Genomic DNA, 13600 nt, shown 5'->3' with positions numbered 1-13600 from the left:
TCATTAGTAGCTTCTCTTTTTGCCTTTTTTCACATCTTCCCAATCTTTTTCGATATTCTTTCGCACCCTCAAAAGATACTGATAAATCTGTTCCGCTTCCTCTTCAGAAAACCCATCCAGCGCTACCCGATTTGAATGATCATGTTCTCGTTTGATCATTGGATAGACGGCTTTCCCTTTCTCAGTTGGAAACAATTTCTTGATTTTTTTATTCGCTGAGTCATGTTTCTTCTCAATAAATTCATGCAGCTCTAATTTTTGAATAGCCCGAGCAGCCGTAGTTCGATCCACCTTAATCATTTCCGCTAGTTTTTCCTGAATGATGCCAGGCTCCTCACAAATACGCACAAGATACAAATACTGCCCCTTCGTTAAATCATACTCTTTAAATTCAATATTACTAATGGAATCAAGCGCGCGAGCAATCACGCCGATCTCCCGCAAAATTTCTTTCATATACCTCGACTCCTTTTATTGCATTTACAACAAATAACTAAAGTTAGTATAATTGATTAATATTGTATTTGCAACAAAAAACCCACTTCTTAATTGAAAGTGGGTTTTCAACTCTTTCTTTATTTATCACGCCTCTTCGATCCAAACAATCCAAATACGACAGCCAGTGCAACAATAATTGCCACCCAAGTCGTAAAGCCCATATGATCACCGCTTTTCTTTTGAAAATCATCTCTTTATGTTAGATAAAACCAAAAAATCACTGTCTCTTTAGTTAACGGATGTAAAGCGGTGAAAGTTTCAATTCATTTAACGCTCTTAACCAAAAAATAGACAAAACAAAAACCCCTATATTTCAAGGGGTTTTCGGGGGTGTTACATCATGCCACCCATTCCGCCCATGCCGCCCATATCCGGCATTCCGCCGCCTGAGCCGCCTTCTTCTGGTTTGTCAGCTACGACTGCTTCAGTTGTAAGAAGCATAGCTGCTACAGAAGCTGCGTTTTGAAGTGCAGAGCGAGTGACTTTTGTTGGGTCAACGATTCCTTTTTCGATCATGTTTACCCATTCGTTTGTTGCTGCGTTAAAGCCTACGCCAATTTCTTCGTTTTTCAAGCGCTCAACGATGACTGATCCTTCAAGACCTGCGTTGTGAGCGATTTGACGAATTGGCTCTTCAAGAGAACGTAGAACGATGTTCACACCTGTTTGAACGTCACCATCAGCTTCGATGGAAGCAACTTTGTTGTATACATTCACAAGTGCTGTACCACCACCGGATACGATACCTTCTTCAACTGCTGCACGAGTTGAGTTCAGTGCATCCTCAATGCGTAGTTTACGTTCTTTTAGTTCTGTTTCAGTTGCAGCACCAACTTTGATGACAGCAACACCACCAGCTAGTTTTGCAAGACGTTCTTGTAATTTTTCTTTATCGAATTCAGAAGTTGTTTCTTCTACTTGCGCACGAATTTGGTTCACGCGTGCTGCGATTTGAGCAGAATCTCCTGATCCTTCTACGATCGTTGTGTTCTCTTTTGTAACAACCACTTTAGACGCACGGCCAAGCTGACCAATTTCAGTTGATTTCAGGTCAAGTCCTAGGTCTTCTGTGATTAATTCTCCACCAGTTAGAACAGAGATGTCTTCAAGCATTGCTTTACGACGATCACCGAATCCAGGTGCTTTTACTGCCACTGCGTTGAATGTTCCACGAAGTTTGTTCACAACAAGTGTTGCAAGTGCTTCGCCTTCTACATCTTCAGCAATGATCAATAATGGTTTTCCTTGTTGTACGACTTGCTCAAGTACAGGAAGGATTTCTTGAATGTTTGTGATCTTTTTATCAGTGATTAAGATGTAAGGATTTTCAAGAACCGCTTCCATCTTATCAGAATCAGTGACCATGTATGGTGAAGCATATCCACGGTCAAACTGCATTCCTTCAACCACTTCAAGCTCAGTTGTGAAACCTTTAGATTCTTCAATTGTGATGACGCCGTCGTTTCCTACACGCTCCATCGCTTCAGCAATTAGGCTGCCGACTTCTTCATCTGCTGCAGAAATAGACGCAACTTGAGCAATTGATTCTTTACCTTCGATTGGTTTAGAAATCTCATGCAAGCCTTCAAGTGCTACTTTCACTGCTTCTTCGATTCCTTTACGAACGCCAACAGGGTTTGCACCAGCTGTTACGTTTTTAAGACCTTCACGGATCATCGCTTGAGCTAGAACCGTTGCAGTAGTAGTACCGTCACCAGCTACATCGTTTGTTTTGCTTGCAACTTCTGCCACAAGTTTTGCACCCATGTTTTCAAATGCATCTTCTAATTCGATTTCTTTTGCAATCGTTACACCATCATTTGTGATAAGTGGAGAACCGAATTTTTTCTCAAGAACCACGTTACGTCCTTTAGGTCCTAAAGTTACTTTTACAGCATCTGCAAGTGCATCTACACCACGTAACATCGCACGACGTGCTTCTTCACTGAACTTAATATCTTTTGCCATAATAACGAAACCTCCTCAGTCTTTTTAGAAATATATCTCAATCTTTGTTTATGTGATTAACCAATAACAGCTAAAATGTCGCTTTCACGAAGGATTAAATATTCTTTTCCTTCATATTTCACTTCAGTACCTGCATATTTTGAGAAGATAATGCGGTCGCCTGTGTTTACTTCTAACGCAACGCGCTCACCACTTTCAAGTACACGACCTGAACCTGCTGCAACAATTTTACCTTCTTGCGGTTTTTCTTTTGCAGAATCCGGTAAGACAATACCGCTAGCGGTTTTTTCCTCAGATTCAACGAGTTCAATGATTACGCGATCGCCTAATGGCTTTAACATAAGAAACAACCTCCTCAATTTTTATATGTAGTCTTTTTTAGCACTCATCATCAACGAGTGCTAACACATTTATTATAATAAAGAATGTCTTCTGTAATTTCAAGTAAAAACCTTTAAAAATTTTTACGCTTTCATGATCTTTTTTTATCACCGATTCTTTCCTTTTCAACGAAAAAGAAGACTTGTGTTACAATAAATCTAGTTCTTTTAGTAAAGGGGTTTTCGTTACTTGAAAAAACAATATTGGTACATCATCTTAACGTATATATTGGTGCAGGTTTCTGCGATTCCTTATGTGTTCATTATGAAATGGTTAGGATACATTCAGACACCGATGACACAAGCAGAGCTCTCTGAATTGTCAGGAACCTGGACAATCATTAGCTTCTGTGTCGGATTAATCATTATTCTGCTCATTCTTCGGACTGTGCCAAAAACATCACTTCGAAATGAAGCACCGGCATCAGTCGGCGTGGCAATCGCTTGGATCATTGGCGGTTTCTTTCTTTCCCTCTTTGCACAATCCATTGCGGGGGCGATTGAACAATATGCATTTGGCATTAGCCGAGAATCCGAAAATACTCAAAACATTTTAGCCATTATGGATGCAGTTCCATGGCTTGTAATCGTCATCGCTCTGATTGGACCGATATTAGAAGAAATCATTTTTCGAAAAATCATTTTTGGTGTGGTTTATGAAAAAACGAATTTTTTCATTGGCGCACTTGTCAGTTCAGTGGTTTTTGCTGCTGTACACAATGATTTCCCACATATCTTGCTCTATACCGCAATGGGCTTTACATTTGCCTTTTTATATGCGAAAACAAAACGAATCATTGTGCCCATCGGTGCTCATATGCTGATGAATTCGCTCGTTATCCTTGTGCAGATTGAGCCAGTAAGAAAAATGATTGAAGAACAATCTCAAACAATGCAAATGATTATTGGAGGCTTTTTCTCATGAGAAACCCTGTCGTATGGGGCATTATTTATTTTGCCGTAGGTGTGGCGTTCACCTATATGGCCATTCAAAATCCAGGTGACATGTGGTCATTTTACAGCATTTTGCTGATGGTGTTTGCGGCCTATAATATCAATATCGCGTTAAAAATGTTTGCTTTTTCTGTCAAAATGAAAAAACAGCAGCAAAAATAAAGCAAAAACCATTTTCCGCCGTTTGGAAAATGGTTTTTTTATGGAGGTCATGTTTTCATGGAACACGAAAAACTGAACATCATGAACAATCAGCATGAAACGATTGGTACAGCCGCTCGATCTGATATCCATGCTGAGGGCCTTTGGCATGAAACCTTTCATTTCTGGCTTTTAAAAAAGGAAGATGACACAGTGTTTCTCTATTTTCAGCTGAGGAGTCCCTCCAAAAAGGATTTCCCTTCTCTACTTGATATCACCGCAGCAGGCCACCTTCTCGCAGATGAACAGCCTTCTGATGGCATCAGAGAAGTCGAAGAAGAGCTTGGTCTCTCCATCTCGTTTGAGAACCTTACCTTTGCTGGTGTTATTAAAGATGAAATCCATATGCCTTCGTTTACCGATCGTGAGTTTTGCCATGTGTATTTTTATATGGATCAAAAAGAGCACATGGATGTCCATCTACAGAAAGAAGAAGTTGCTGGACTTTATAGAGCAAGGTTGATGGATGCACAGCAGCTTTTAAGTAGAGAATGCGAAAAAATGAACATCGAGGGCTTTGAAGTGGATGCAGACGGCAAGCGACGTGAGGAAAAGAGAGAGGTCCGTGTACATGATTTTGTCCCGCATCAACCTGCCTATTATGAGCATCTCTTTCAAGCAATCAATCAATTTCTTTCACAATAGAAAAAGCATCGTGACCCCTATTTGGATCACGATGCTTTTTTATGAGACAACATCATTTTCTTTCTCCTCTGTCTCTGTTTGCTGCATTTTGCGATAGGTCACTCTTGAAATGACAATACTCACTTCATACAAAACGAGCATTGGCAAGGTAACCATGAGGTGAGAAACGAGCTCTGGCGGTGTAATAAGTGCGGCAATGACAAGGAGGACAAAATAGGCATACTTCCGTATTTTTGATAAAAACATCGGTGTAATGATACCAAGTCTAGTGAGAAACATCAACACGACAGGCATCTGAAACAAAAAGCCAAATGGAAGTGTTAACTGCATCAGAAATGTAAAATACTCATGAATCCCAATCACTTGCTCCACATGTAAATCATTTGACATCCGTATCATAAAATCGACGACAAATGGAAACAAAATAAAATAAGAGAAAGCCACACCGCTCAGAAATAAAAGCAGTGCAATCGGAATATAAGCAAGTGTCACCTTTCTTTCTTTTTCATATAAGCCAGGACTCACAAACGCCCAAAGCTGATATAAGATCACGGGACACGTCAAAACAAGAGCAATGACAAAAGCGAACTGCATAAACACGTACAGTGGATCTGTGAGCTTAAACGCGTTCAATGTCAGTGTGGCCGCTTCATCGGTATTTTGTAAATACACAATGACCGGCTTAGCGAGAAAAAAACCTGCCACCATAAAGGTGACAAAAAACATCGCAATGATCACTAAACGTTTTCGCAGTTCCACAATATGCTCCATAAGCGGCATATCTTTGACATTCATGAAGCTCATCCTATTCTACTGATCTTCTTTTTTCTTTTTTTCTTCCTGATCATCAGCTAAACCTTTTGTGGCATTTTTGAATTCACGTAATGTATCTCCTGCTGCTCTTCCTAATTCAGGAAGCTTTTTCGGCCCAAAAATAATGAGCGCAACAACCGCAATCAGAACCAAACTTCCAGGACCGATCGGACCCATTTGCTCCACCCCCTTTACCCCTTTTCGTCAGTCCTCCTGTGTAACAGAGTAATGCTTTAAGAAATACACAAGAGACTGAAGTTCAACCGCCAAATCTATATGATGAATTCGAATGTGTTCCGGCACATTCAATCGAGCCGGCGTAAAGTTAAGGATTCCTTTGATGCCAAGGGCAATCAAACGATCTGTAATGGATTGAGCTGCTACGGCAGGCACTGTCAAAATCGCAACAGGAATATCTCCTACCTCTTGCACATGCTCTTCAAGCTTATCCAAATCATAGACAGGCACGCCGCCTATCTCACTTCCTATTTTACTCTCATTGACGTCAAAAGCCATTGAAATTTTTGTATTATTATTTTTAATGAAATTATAGTGTAAAAAAGCAGTCCCTAAATTCCCGACACCGATGAGCATGACATTCGTCATTTCATCTTGGTCAAGGGTCTTTCTAAAGAAGGTCAAGAGGTAATCGACATTATAGCCATACCCTTTCTTCCCAAGTGCACCAAAGTAAGAAAAATCTCGGCGAATGGTGGCAGAATCCACTTTGACTGCATCACTAAGCTCTGCCGATGACACCCTTTGTTTTCCTGATGCATGCAGATTTTTTAAAAAACGGTAGTAAAGCGGCAAACGTTTGGCTGTCGCTTGTGGAATTTTTGACTGGTCTATATTCATATAAGATCCTCCAACTTAAATATCAGATGCTCTGTGAAAATCACCGTTTTTCCCGCCTGTTTTTTCTACTAGATAGGTCGGGCCGATGATCATCCCTTTGTCTATTGCTTTGCACATGTCATAAACGGTCAGTGCACATACTGAGGCAGAAGTGAGCGCTTCCATCTCCACACCCGTACTTCCTTTTGTTTTCACCTGTACTTGTATGTTCAGAATGTACGCATTTCCGTCTTCCTCCCAATCAAAGGAGATATCGACACCTTTTAATGCAAGCGGATGACACATTGGAATGATGCTAGACGTTTGCTTTGCTGCCATAATGCCAGCTACCTGTGCGACAGACAGCACATCCCCTTTTCCAATGTCATGCTTTTGTATTTGATGAAATACTTCTTTTATCATACGAACGCTTGAAACAGCAACGGCAGTTCTCACTGTAGACGATTTGTCACTAATGTCGACCATCTTTGCTCTTCCTTGTTCGTTAAAGTGGCTAAATTGACTCATCTTTCAACGCTCCCTCACTCAAATCATACACTATTTTTTCCTATCTGTCTTTCATTTGACCATGGCAGCCGTATGTAAGATTTGCCGGTTTACTGCTGATAAGCTACACTTAACATATTATAGCAGAGGTGAAGTTACATGATGATTCTACAAGTGAATCAGCTGTCCAAATCGTTTGGCGCTGATACCGTTTTAACGAATATAAAATTGGAAGTCAAAGCGAGGGATCGTATTGCCATTGTCGGTCGTAACGGTGCAGGAAAATCTACGCTTTTAAAAATCATTGCCGGTCAAATGTCTTACGAACAAGGTGAGATCATCAAACCGAAAGACCTATCCATTGGATATCTAGCACAGCATACAGATGTGACGTCTACACGTACGCTAAAAGACGAACTACTATCCGTTTTCGATCATTTAAAAGAAATGGAACAAGAGATGAGAACCATAGAAGAGAAAATGGCTTCTTCCACAGGAACAGAATTAGATTCTCTAATGAAAACCTATGACAGACTGCAGCAAGCTTTTAAAGATCAAGGCGGCTATCAATATGAAGCAGATGTCCGCTCCATTTTACACGGACTCGGCTTTAGTCATTTTGAAGACCATACAACCGTCCAATCCTTAAGCGGCGGTCAGAAAACCCGTCTAGCGCTTGGAAAGCTATTATTGATGAAACCAGAACTCTTGATTTTGGATGAGCCAACCAACCATCTAGATATTGATACCTTATCATGGCTTGAGCAGTATTTGCAAAATTATACAGGAGCCATCCTCATCGTTTCCCATGACCGATACTTCTTAGACAAAGTCGTGAACCATGTATATGAAGTGTCAAGAACAGCGATGAAAAAGTTCGCTGGGAACTATAGTAAGTATCTTGACCAAAAAGCTGAGCAGCTAGAGCGTGATATGAAGCTGTATGAAAAACAACAAGAAGAAATTTCGAAGCTTCAAGATTTCGTGGATCGCAACTTAGCAAGAGCCTCCACCACAAAGCGTGCTCAAAGCAGGCGGAAACAGCTGGAACGGATGGATCGTTTAGATAAGCCGTTAGGAGATGAAAAATCCGCAAACTTCCATTTTGATATTATGAGGCAAAGCGGAAATGACGTGCTGAAGGTGCATGATCTCGATATTAGTTACGATCAAAAAACGCCGCTCCTCTCCTCACTATCTTTTCATATTAAACGTGAAGATAGCGTGGCACTCATCGGTCCTAACGGTATCGGGAAATCAACTCTTTTAAAAACCTTAACGGATACGTTAAAACCAGTAAAAGGCGAGATCAGCTTTGGTTCTCATGTGACGATTGGCTACTATGATCAGGAACAAGCCAAGCTGACATCCTCCAAGAAAGTGTTAAATGAACTTTGGGATGATTATCCCCATATGACTGAAAAAGACATTCGGACTTGTTTAGGAAACTTCCTTTTTTCAGGTGATGACGTCTTAAAGCCTGTACATGCTTTAAGTGGTGGAGAAAAAGCACGACTTGCACTGGCAAAGCTGATGCTCCAAAAAGCCAATTTCCTCATTCTCGATGAGCCGACGAACCATCTTGATTTGGACAGTAAGGAAATATTAGAGAATGCACTAATAGATTATCCAGGCACCATCTTGTTTGTTTCACATGATCGTTACTTTATCAATCGTCTGGCAACTAAAGTTCTCGAGTTGTCACCAAATGAAACAAAAGAATACCTTGGTGACTACGACTATTATCTTGAAAAGAAAAACGAACAATTAGAGCTTGAAGCACTCCAAACTCAGGAGACGCATAAAAAACAAGCAGAAAAACCAGTAGAAACAGCAAAACTTTCCTATGCAGAAGAGAAAGAACTCAAAAAGAAAGAAAGACAAAAGCAGCGCCGAATTGGAGAAATTGAAGAGCGTATCGCTGTCATCGAAGACAAGCTCGGTGAAAACGAAGAGCTTCTATGTGATCCTGCTATTTTCCAAGATCACGAGAAAGTACAAGCCATTCAAACAGAAAATGATGCGCTCAATCAAGAGATGGAATCACTTTTTGCGGAATGGGAAGATCTATCAGATGCATAAAGAGTGCCCTAACGGGTGCTCTTTTTTTAAGGTGAGAATCTTTATCCACAATGATACCCACAATAACATCTTGATTATTCTTAAATATTTTAAAGTTATCCACTTTATCCACAGCATTTTAATCACATATCCACATAAAAGATCACATTTATACACATTCTCTTCATTTTAAAACGAATTTTCTAACAATTGTGGATATATAACGTTTACATGTGAATAAATCGCTTTCATTTCAATAGAAAAAACTCCTGTATATCCACAGGAGTTCCAAATTTTTGACAAAGGGCTAAAATGAACTTGATTTTAGCCCTTTGTCTTCTTTTCAGCGTGATAGAAAACCTTTGCAGCCCTAGGAAGGACGAGTACTGGCGCGGAGCGAATTTCATATTCGTGAGCACCAGCACGCAGGACTGACAAAGAATGCGAGGGTTTGTCTACACGCTGAAACTCCTGTATCCACAGGAGTTCTTATTCATAGGAGACAAGCGGCAGTCCAGGTTGACCGTTCATTGCCATGTCGCCTCTTATTCCCTTTTCAAATGCAATGGTTCCCGCAGCAGCAATCATGGCTGCATTGTCTGTACAAAGAGACAATGGCGGAATCATGACATTCACTTCAGGCAACTTCGCAAATGCTGAAGTAAGGGCTTCTCTAAGACCTTTATTGGCAGCAACCCCGCCAGCTAGAACGACTTGTTTCACACCATACGCTTCAGCCGCTTTTAAGGTCTTTCCAACCAGCACCTCAATCACGCTTTCTTGGAAACTTGCAGCCAAATCCTCTGGCGCAATGGTTTCGCCCTTTTGAGACGCATTGTGTAGTGTGTTGATAACCGCTGATTTTAAACCGCTGAAGCTAAAATGATAAGACCCTTCTTCAAGCCACGCTCGAGGAAGCTTAATCGTTGGCTCCCCTTCATGTGCCAATCGATCAATATGAGGTCCTCCTGGATATGGCAGACCCATCGTCCGAGCTACTTTGTCATACGCTTCTCCAGCCGCATCATCCAACGTTTCACCAATGACCTCAAAAGACCCATGCTCTTTCATCAAAACAAGCTCAGTATGCCCACCAGAGACGACTAGAGCTAAACAAGGAAACACCAGTTCACCAACGAGCTGGTTCGCATAAATGTGTCCAGCAATATGATGAACACCAACAAGCGGAATTTGTTGTGCAAAACTCAATGCTTTGGCTGCATTGACACCTATCAAAAGTGCACCAACTAAGCCCGGACCTTCTGTCACAGCAATGGCGTCTAAATCCTGAAAGGTCATATTGGCCTGCGTCATGACTTCTTCTAATACGATCGTCATTTGTTCCACATGATGCCTTGAAGCGATTTCTGGTACCACGCCGCCAAATCGTTTATGACTTTCTATTTGTGAAGCGACAACATTCGCTACGATCTCTTTCCCATTTTTCACAATGGACGCAGCTGTTTCGTCACAGCTTGTTTCTATACCTAATATGAATCGATCTTTTTTTTCACTCATTTATCTTCACCCACATGACTAATGCATCTTCCCCGTTATCCGTATAATAATTCTTTCGAATAGAAGCTGGTTTAAAACCGAGCTTTTCATAAAGGGATTGTGCTGGCGTATTTGATACCCGCACTTCTAGTGAAAGATGATCTGTCTTTTTTTCTTTGCAAAATTCCATGACATATCGAAGCAGCGCTTCCCCGTATCCCTTTCCCCGGTGCTCAGGGAGAATCGCAATATTCGTAATTTGTGCATCATCCATGACAATCCAAACGCCGCAATACCCAACAGGCTGACCATCTTCTTCAATGAGGAAATAATGGCTGTATTGGTTATGGAGAATTTCATAGACAAACGACTCTTTTTTCCAAGGCGCTGTAAACGAATGCACTTCAATCGTATATACCTCTGGGATGTCCTCTACTGTCATTCTTCGCATCTCTACTGTGTTGAGATTATTTTTGTCCTTCAAGCCATTTCACTTCCGCTTCTGCCAAACGAATATAATTAGGAACAAGCTGATGGACATCTTCAGCAGGGCGGTCTGCTCCTAAAAATGCGAGCACTGAAGGTCTTGGGTTGTGAAATGCCTCGTCTGCGATCACAGCAGTTTCTCCAAGTATGGAGAGAACATTCTCTTGATGAAGATGCACATCATGTCCAAGAAATAAAACAGAGTTCCCTTCCTTTTTCAGCTCTTGAAGCCAATCAGTGAGCAGGATATTTTGATCTGGTTTCGCTTCTTTTATCTTTCCACCTTCAAATGTATATAACCCTGTATAAACTTGTCCTCTTCTTGCATCAAATATAGGAGAAATCATTCCATCAAAATATCGAGCATTTGCCGCCAGCGTTTCCAAACTTGAAACAGCAGTTATCGGGATAGACAGCGTCCAAGCAAGTGTTTTTGCAATGGTCACACCGATTCTAACGCCAGTGTAAGAACCGGGTCCTTTGGCTACAACAATTTTGCTTAATTCGTTCGGTGCTACGCCGCATTCTTTCATCAGTGCTTCAACTGTCGGCATTGCACGTACTGAATGATTCTTCTTTAAGTACGTAATACTTTCCCCAACCACAGTGTCATCACGGACAAGAGCTATTCCGAGTGTATGGTTTGACGTATCAATTGCCAGTATGGTCAATGTCTTTCATCTCCTTACAAAGGGCCTCATAGCGCTCCCCTTTTGCATAAAACGTGAGATGACGTTCTTCTTCACGTTCTGTTCTCAGCATTTCAATTTTTAAATACGATGAAGGCAATTGAGGTTCAATGAGATGTGCCCATTCAACCAAACATACACCTTCCCCCTCAAAATATTCGCCCAGTCCAATATCTTCTTCCGCATCTTCCATACGATACACATCCATATGATAAAGTGGCAGTCTGCCATCCGTATATTCTTTAATAATTGTAAAAGTAGGGCTGTTGACGATACGGGTAATACCTAAGCCTTCTGCAAAACCTTTTGAAAAAGTCGTTTTACCTGCGCCTAAGTCTCCTTCTAATGTTAAGACATCGCCGGGCATCACAAGTGTAGCCAAGGCAGCAGCAATTCGTTTCGTCTCATCCGCACCTTTTGTTGTCCACGTTATCTTCATGGTGGAGTCACCTCATTTCTTAAAATGATTATATCCTTTTTTCATTAAAATTGTTTGTTGATCATGGTCTTTTAAAATAACGCTGGACGCTCGATCATCTTTGACTTGTCCAATACGCGTGACCTGAATGTGTTCTTTTTTACATTGCGTCTCAAATCGCTTCCAATCCGTTTCAGGAATCGTACCAGTTAAGACAAAATCCTCTCCACCGAACAAGACCCATTCAAGCCACTCTTTATGTAACAACGGTAGATGTGGATGTTTTGGGAGCTGATCAGCTTCAATTTCCAGCGTTACACGACTGGCCTCCGCTATTTCGTTCAGCTCACTCGCTAATCCGTCACTTACATCATTCAAGGTCACCCGGGGAAAGCTTGAACAAATAAGGCCAGCAGCAATATGCGGCTGCGGCATTTTGTGTCGCTCTAGAAAAAAAGCAGTGTCAATCGAATGTTCAGCATTTACTTCATTCATTAAAAGGGATAGCCCAGCAGCTGATGAACCTAGTTCACCTGTGACAAAGACAACGTCTCCTGTCTGAGCACTATGACGGTAACAGGCTGTTCCCTTTGGAATCTCACCAATGACCGTTACTGTGATGACAAAGTCACTGCGGGTGGCTACAGTATCTCCACCGATTAAATCCATATGATATCTGTCAGCCAATGCTTTCATTCCCTCGTAAAAAGCTGCAACAATTGCTTCATCCCCATGAGGCGGGATCGCGATTGATACAAGATAATACTTAGGGGTCCCTCCCATGGCTGCGATATCACTGATATTCACTGCCAGCGCTTTAAATCCAACCTCAAAGGGTGTGGAAAAATCAAATCGAAAATGGACATGCTCTACCATTGTATCAACACAAACGACCTCTTCACAATGTGAATGAGGTTGATAAACACTAGCATCATCACCGATGCCCATGATCAAAGAACGCTGATGCGTTTCTTTTGGTGTAATTCGGCGAATAAGATCAAATTCATCCATAAAAGACAGCCCCTTCATACAATCAACTGATTGAGCAAACATGATGTCAGACACAGTTAGTATTAGTGTAGCGAATATGAGCCTCGGTTCCAACTAAAAACGATATAAAGAAAGCCTGGTATAAAAAAACCAGGCGTTGTTTGTTGAAGTCATAATCTTTTCTTATCACATTTAGTGTAGCCAAACACAAGGAGTTTCATTGCATCTAGGATACTTATTGAAAGAAAAAGACATAAAAAAAAACGAAACTATACGTTTTCGTTTACAAGTCATAAAAATGGCGGTCCGGACGGGACTCGAACCCGCGACCTCCTGCGTGACAGGCAGGCATTCTAACCAACTGAACTACCGGACCATTTTGGCTGTACTCAATGAGTACTCCCTATTTAATAGGTAAAATAATTTGGTTGCGGGGGCAGGATTTGAACCTGCGACCTTCGGGTTATGAGCCCGACGAGCTACCGAACTGCTCCACCCCGCGACGATATAAAATGACAAGCTTGGCGGCGTCCTACTCTCACAGGGGGAAACCCCCAACTACCATCGGCGCTGAAGAGCTTAACTTCCGTGTTCGGTATGGGAACGGGTGTGACCTCTTCGCTATCGCCACCAAACCTGATGGAGAGAATGTTCTC

General features: G+C 41.5%; 16 protein-coding genes, 2 tRNA genes and 1 rRNA gene. 4 read left to right on the top strand and 15 right to left on the bottom strand.

The features are described from left to right. Positions 1-3: 3 nt before the first annotated feature. The 3 genes from NST24_RS03170 to groES form a co-directional block, all read right to left on the bottom strand. Complete coding sequence (locus NST24_RS03170; protein ID WP_039170043.1) at positions 4-456, bottom strand: MarR family transcriptional regulator; 453 nt, start codon at positions 454-456, stop codon at positions 4-6. 375 nt (positions 457-831) lie between these two features. After that, a complete protein-coding gene (gene groL / locus NST24_RS03165) occupies positions 832-2466 on the bottom strand; it encodes a chaperonin GroEL (RefSeq protein WP_007496015.1) in 1635 nt (544 codons plus the stop codon). 56 nt (positions 2467-2522) lie between these two features. Then, positions 2523-2807: a co-chaperone GroES gene (gene groES, locus NST24_RS03160; RefSeq protein WP_003214120.1), complete on the bottom strand. Its 285-nt coding sequence runs from the start codon at positions 2805-2807 to the stop codon at positions 2523-2525. Positions 2808-3036: 229 nt separating this feature from the next. Between groES and NST24_RS03155 the strand changes: the two genes are divergently transcribed. From NST24_RS03155 to NST24_RS03145, 3 genes are read left to right on the top strand one after another with little or no spacing between them, the layout of a single operon-like run. Then, complete coding sequence (locus tag NST24_RS03155) at positions 3037-3771, top strand: CPBP family intramembrane glutamic endopeptidase (RefSeq protein ID WP_045034403.1); 735 nt, start codon at positions 3037-3039, stop codon at positions 3769-3771. Continuing rightward, the gene (locus tag NST24_RS03150) at positions 3768-3962 is read left to right on the top strand and encodes a YdiK family protein (protein WP_017366710.1); all 195 of its coding nucleotides are present in this window, start codon (positions 3768-3770) and stop codon (positions 3960-3962) included. Before NST24_RS03155 ends, NST24_RS03150 begins: the two co-directional genes overlap by 4 nt. A 57-nt stretch (positions 3963-4019) precedes the next feature. Continuing rightward, a complete protein-coding gene (locus NST24_RS03145; RefSeq protein ID WP_041506696.1) occupies positions 4020-4646 on the top strand; it encodes an NUDIX domain-containing protein in 627 nt (208 codons plus the stop codon). Between the two features lie 39 nt (positions 4647-4685). On the opposite strand, the gene tatC is transcribed toward NST24_RS03145, so the two are convergent. From tatC to moaC, 4 genes are read right to left on the bottom strand one after another with little or no spacing between them, the layout of a single operon-like run. Beyond that, entirely contained in the window at positions 4686-5450 is a 765-nt protein-coding gene (gene tatC / locus NST24_RS03140) for a twin-arginine translocase subunit TatC (protein ID WP_096881072.1), read from the bottom strand. Between the two features lie 6 nt (positions 5451-5456). Further along, positions 5457-5636 (bottom strand): twin-arginine translocase TatA/TatE family subunit, encoded by a 180-nt coding sequence (locus tag NST24_RS03135; protein ID WP_008344374.1) that lies wholly within the window; start codon positions 5634-5636, stop codon positions 5457-5459. A 27-nt stretch (positions 5637-5663) separates the two neighbouring features. Then, positions 5664-6317: a redox-sensing transcriptional repressor Rex gene (locus tag NST24_RS03130; protein ID WP_008355687.1), complete on the bottom strand. Its 654-nt coding sequence runs from the start codon at positions 6315-6317 to the stop codon at positions 5664-5666. Positions 6318-6332: 15 nt separating this feature from the next. Further along, on the bottom strand, positions 6333-6824 hold the full coding sequence (gene moaC / locus NST24_RS03125) for a cyclic pyranopterin monophosphate synthase MoaC (protein WP_026050052.1): 492 nt from the start codon (positions 6822-6824) through the stop codon (positions 6333-6335). 138 nt (positions 6825-6962) lie between these two features. On the opposite strand from moaC, the gene NST24_RS03120 reads away from it, so the two are divergent. Beyond that, complete coding sequence (locus tag NST24_RS03120) at positions 6963-8885, top strand: ABC-F family ATP-binding cassette domain-containing protein (protein ID WP_135010004.1); 1923 nt, start codon at positions 6963-6965, stop codon at positions 8883-8885. Between the two features lie 468 nt (positions 8886-9353). Here the strand turns inward: NST24_RS03120 and tsaD are convergent, their stop codons facing one another. The 8 genes from tsaD to rrf all read right to left on the bottom strand — a co-directional run bounded on the left by tsaD (position 9354) and on the right by rrf (position 13579). Beyond that, complete coding sequence (tsaD, locus tag NST24_RS03115) at positions 9354-10382, bottom strand: tRNA (adenosine(37)-N6)-threonylcarbamoyltransferase complex transferase subunit TsaD (RefSeq protein WP_024719329.1); 1029 nt, start codon at positions 10380-10382, stop codon at positions 9354-9356. Then, complete coding sequence (gene rimI, locus NST24_RS03110; RefSeq protein ID WP_008344382.1) at positions 10375-10803, bottom strand: ribosomal protein S18-alanine N-acetyltransferase; 429 nt, start codon at positions 10801-10803, stop codon at positions 10375-10377. The genes tsaD and rimI overlap by 8 nt, the downstream gene beginning before the upstream one ends. Positions 10804-10828: 25 nt before the next feature. Continuing rightward, positions 10829-11518 carry a tRNA (adenosine(37)-N6)-threonylcarbamoyltransferase complex dimerization subunit type 1 TsaB gene (gene tsaB, locus NST24_RS03105; protein WP_061418121.1) on the bottom strand — a complete coding sequence of 230 codons (690 nt, stop codon included), beginning with the start codon at positions 11516-11518 and terminating at the stop codon, positions 10829-10831. Then, positions 11499-11975: a tRNA (adenosine(37)-N6)-threonylcarbamoyltransferase complex ATPase subunit type 1 TsaE gene (tsaE, locus tag NST24_RS03100; RefSeq protein WP_256689041.1), complete on the bottom strand. Its 477-nt coding sequence runs from the start codon at positions 11973-11975 to the stop codon at positions 11499-11501. Before tsaE ends, tsaB begins: the two co-directional genes overlap by 20 nt. A gap of 12 nt (positions 11976-11987) precedes the next feature. Beyond that, complete coding sequence (thiL, locus tag NST24_RS03095) at positions 11988-12965, bottom strand: thiamine-phosphate kinase (RefSeq protein ID WP_342462302.1); 978 nt, start codon at positions 12963-12965, stop codon at positions 11988-11990. Between the two features lie 278 nt (positions 12966-13243). After that, positions 13244-13320, bottom strand: a tRNA-Asp gene (locus NST24_RS03090). Between the two features lie 49 nt (positions 13321-13369). Continuing rightward, positions 13370-13446 (bottom strand) — tRNA-Met (locus NST24_RS03085). A gap of 17 nt (positions 13447-13463) precedes the next feature. Then, positions 13464-13579 (bottom strand): 5S ribosomal RNA (rrf, locus tag NST24_RS03080). Positions 13580-13600 lie beyond the last annotated feature (21 nt).

This window comes from Bacillus sp. FSL R5-0286 (genome assembly GCF_038593245.1).
GTDB classification, from domain to species: Bacteria; Bacillota; Bacilli; order Bacillales; family Bacillaceae; genus Bacillus; species Bacillus altitudinis.
This window is presented reverse-complemented; position numbering and strand designations above follow the sequence as displayed.

Bases quoted from the DNA above. Each gene is read 5' to 3' on its own strand.
- tatC (WP_096881072.1), bottom strand. From the start codon at position 5,450: ATGAGCTTCATGAATGTCAAAGATATGCCGCTTATGGAGCATATTGTG.
- tsaE (WP_256689041.1), bottom strand. From the start codon at position 11,975: ATGAAGATAACGTGGACAACAAAAGGTGCGGATGAGACGAAACGAATT.
- groL (WP_007496015.1), bottom strand. From the start codon at position 2,466: ATGGCAAAAGATATTAAGTTCAGTGAAGAAGCACGTCGTGCGATGTTA.
- rimI (WP_008344382.1), bottom strand. From the start codon at position 10,803: ATGACAGTAGAGGACATCCCAGAGGTATATACGATTGAAGTGCATTCG.
- NST24_RS03120 (WP_135010004.1), top strand. From the start codon at position 6,963: ATGATGATTCTACAAGTGAATCAGCTGTCCAAATCGTTTGGCGCTGAT.
- moaC (WP_026050052.1), bottom strand. From the start codon at position 6,824: ATGAGTCAATTTAGCCACTTTAACGAACAAGGAAGAGCAAAGATGGTC.
- NST24_RS03145 (WP_041506696.1), top strand. From the start codon at position 4,020: ATGGAACACGAAAAACTGAACATCATGAACAATCAGCATGAAACGATT.
- NST24_RS03150 (WP_017366710.1), top strand. From the start codon at position 3,768: ATGAGAAACCCTGTCGTATGGGGCATTATTTATTTTGCCGTAGGTGTG.
- NST24_RS03135 (WP_008344374.1), bottom strand. From the start codon at position 5,636: ATGGGTCCGATCGGTCCTGGAAGTTTGGTTCTGATTGCGGTTGTTGCG.
- groES (WP_003214120.1), bottom strand. From the start codon at position 2,807: ATGTTAAAGCCATTAGGCGATCGCGTAATCATTGAACTCGTTGAATCT.
- tsaD (WP_024719329.1), bottom strand. From the start codon at position 10,382: ATGAGTGAAAAAAAAGATCGATTCATATTAGGTATAGAAACAAGCTGT.
- thiL (WP_342462302.1), bottom strand. From the start codon at position 12,965: ATGGATGAATTTGATCTTATTCGCCGAATTACACCAAAAGAAACGCAT.
- NST24_RS03130 (WP_008355687.1), bottom strand. From the start codon at position 6,317: ATGAATATAGACCAGTCAAAAATTCCACAAGCGACAGCCAAACGTTTG.
- NST24_RS03170 (WP_039170043.1), bottom strand. From the start codon at position 456: ATGAAAGAAATTTTGCGGGAGATCGGCGTGATTGCTCGCGCGCTTGAT.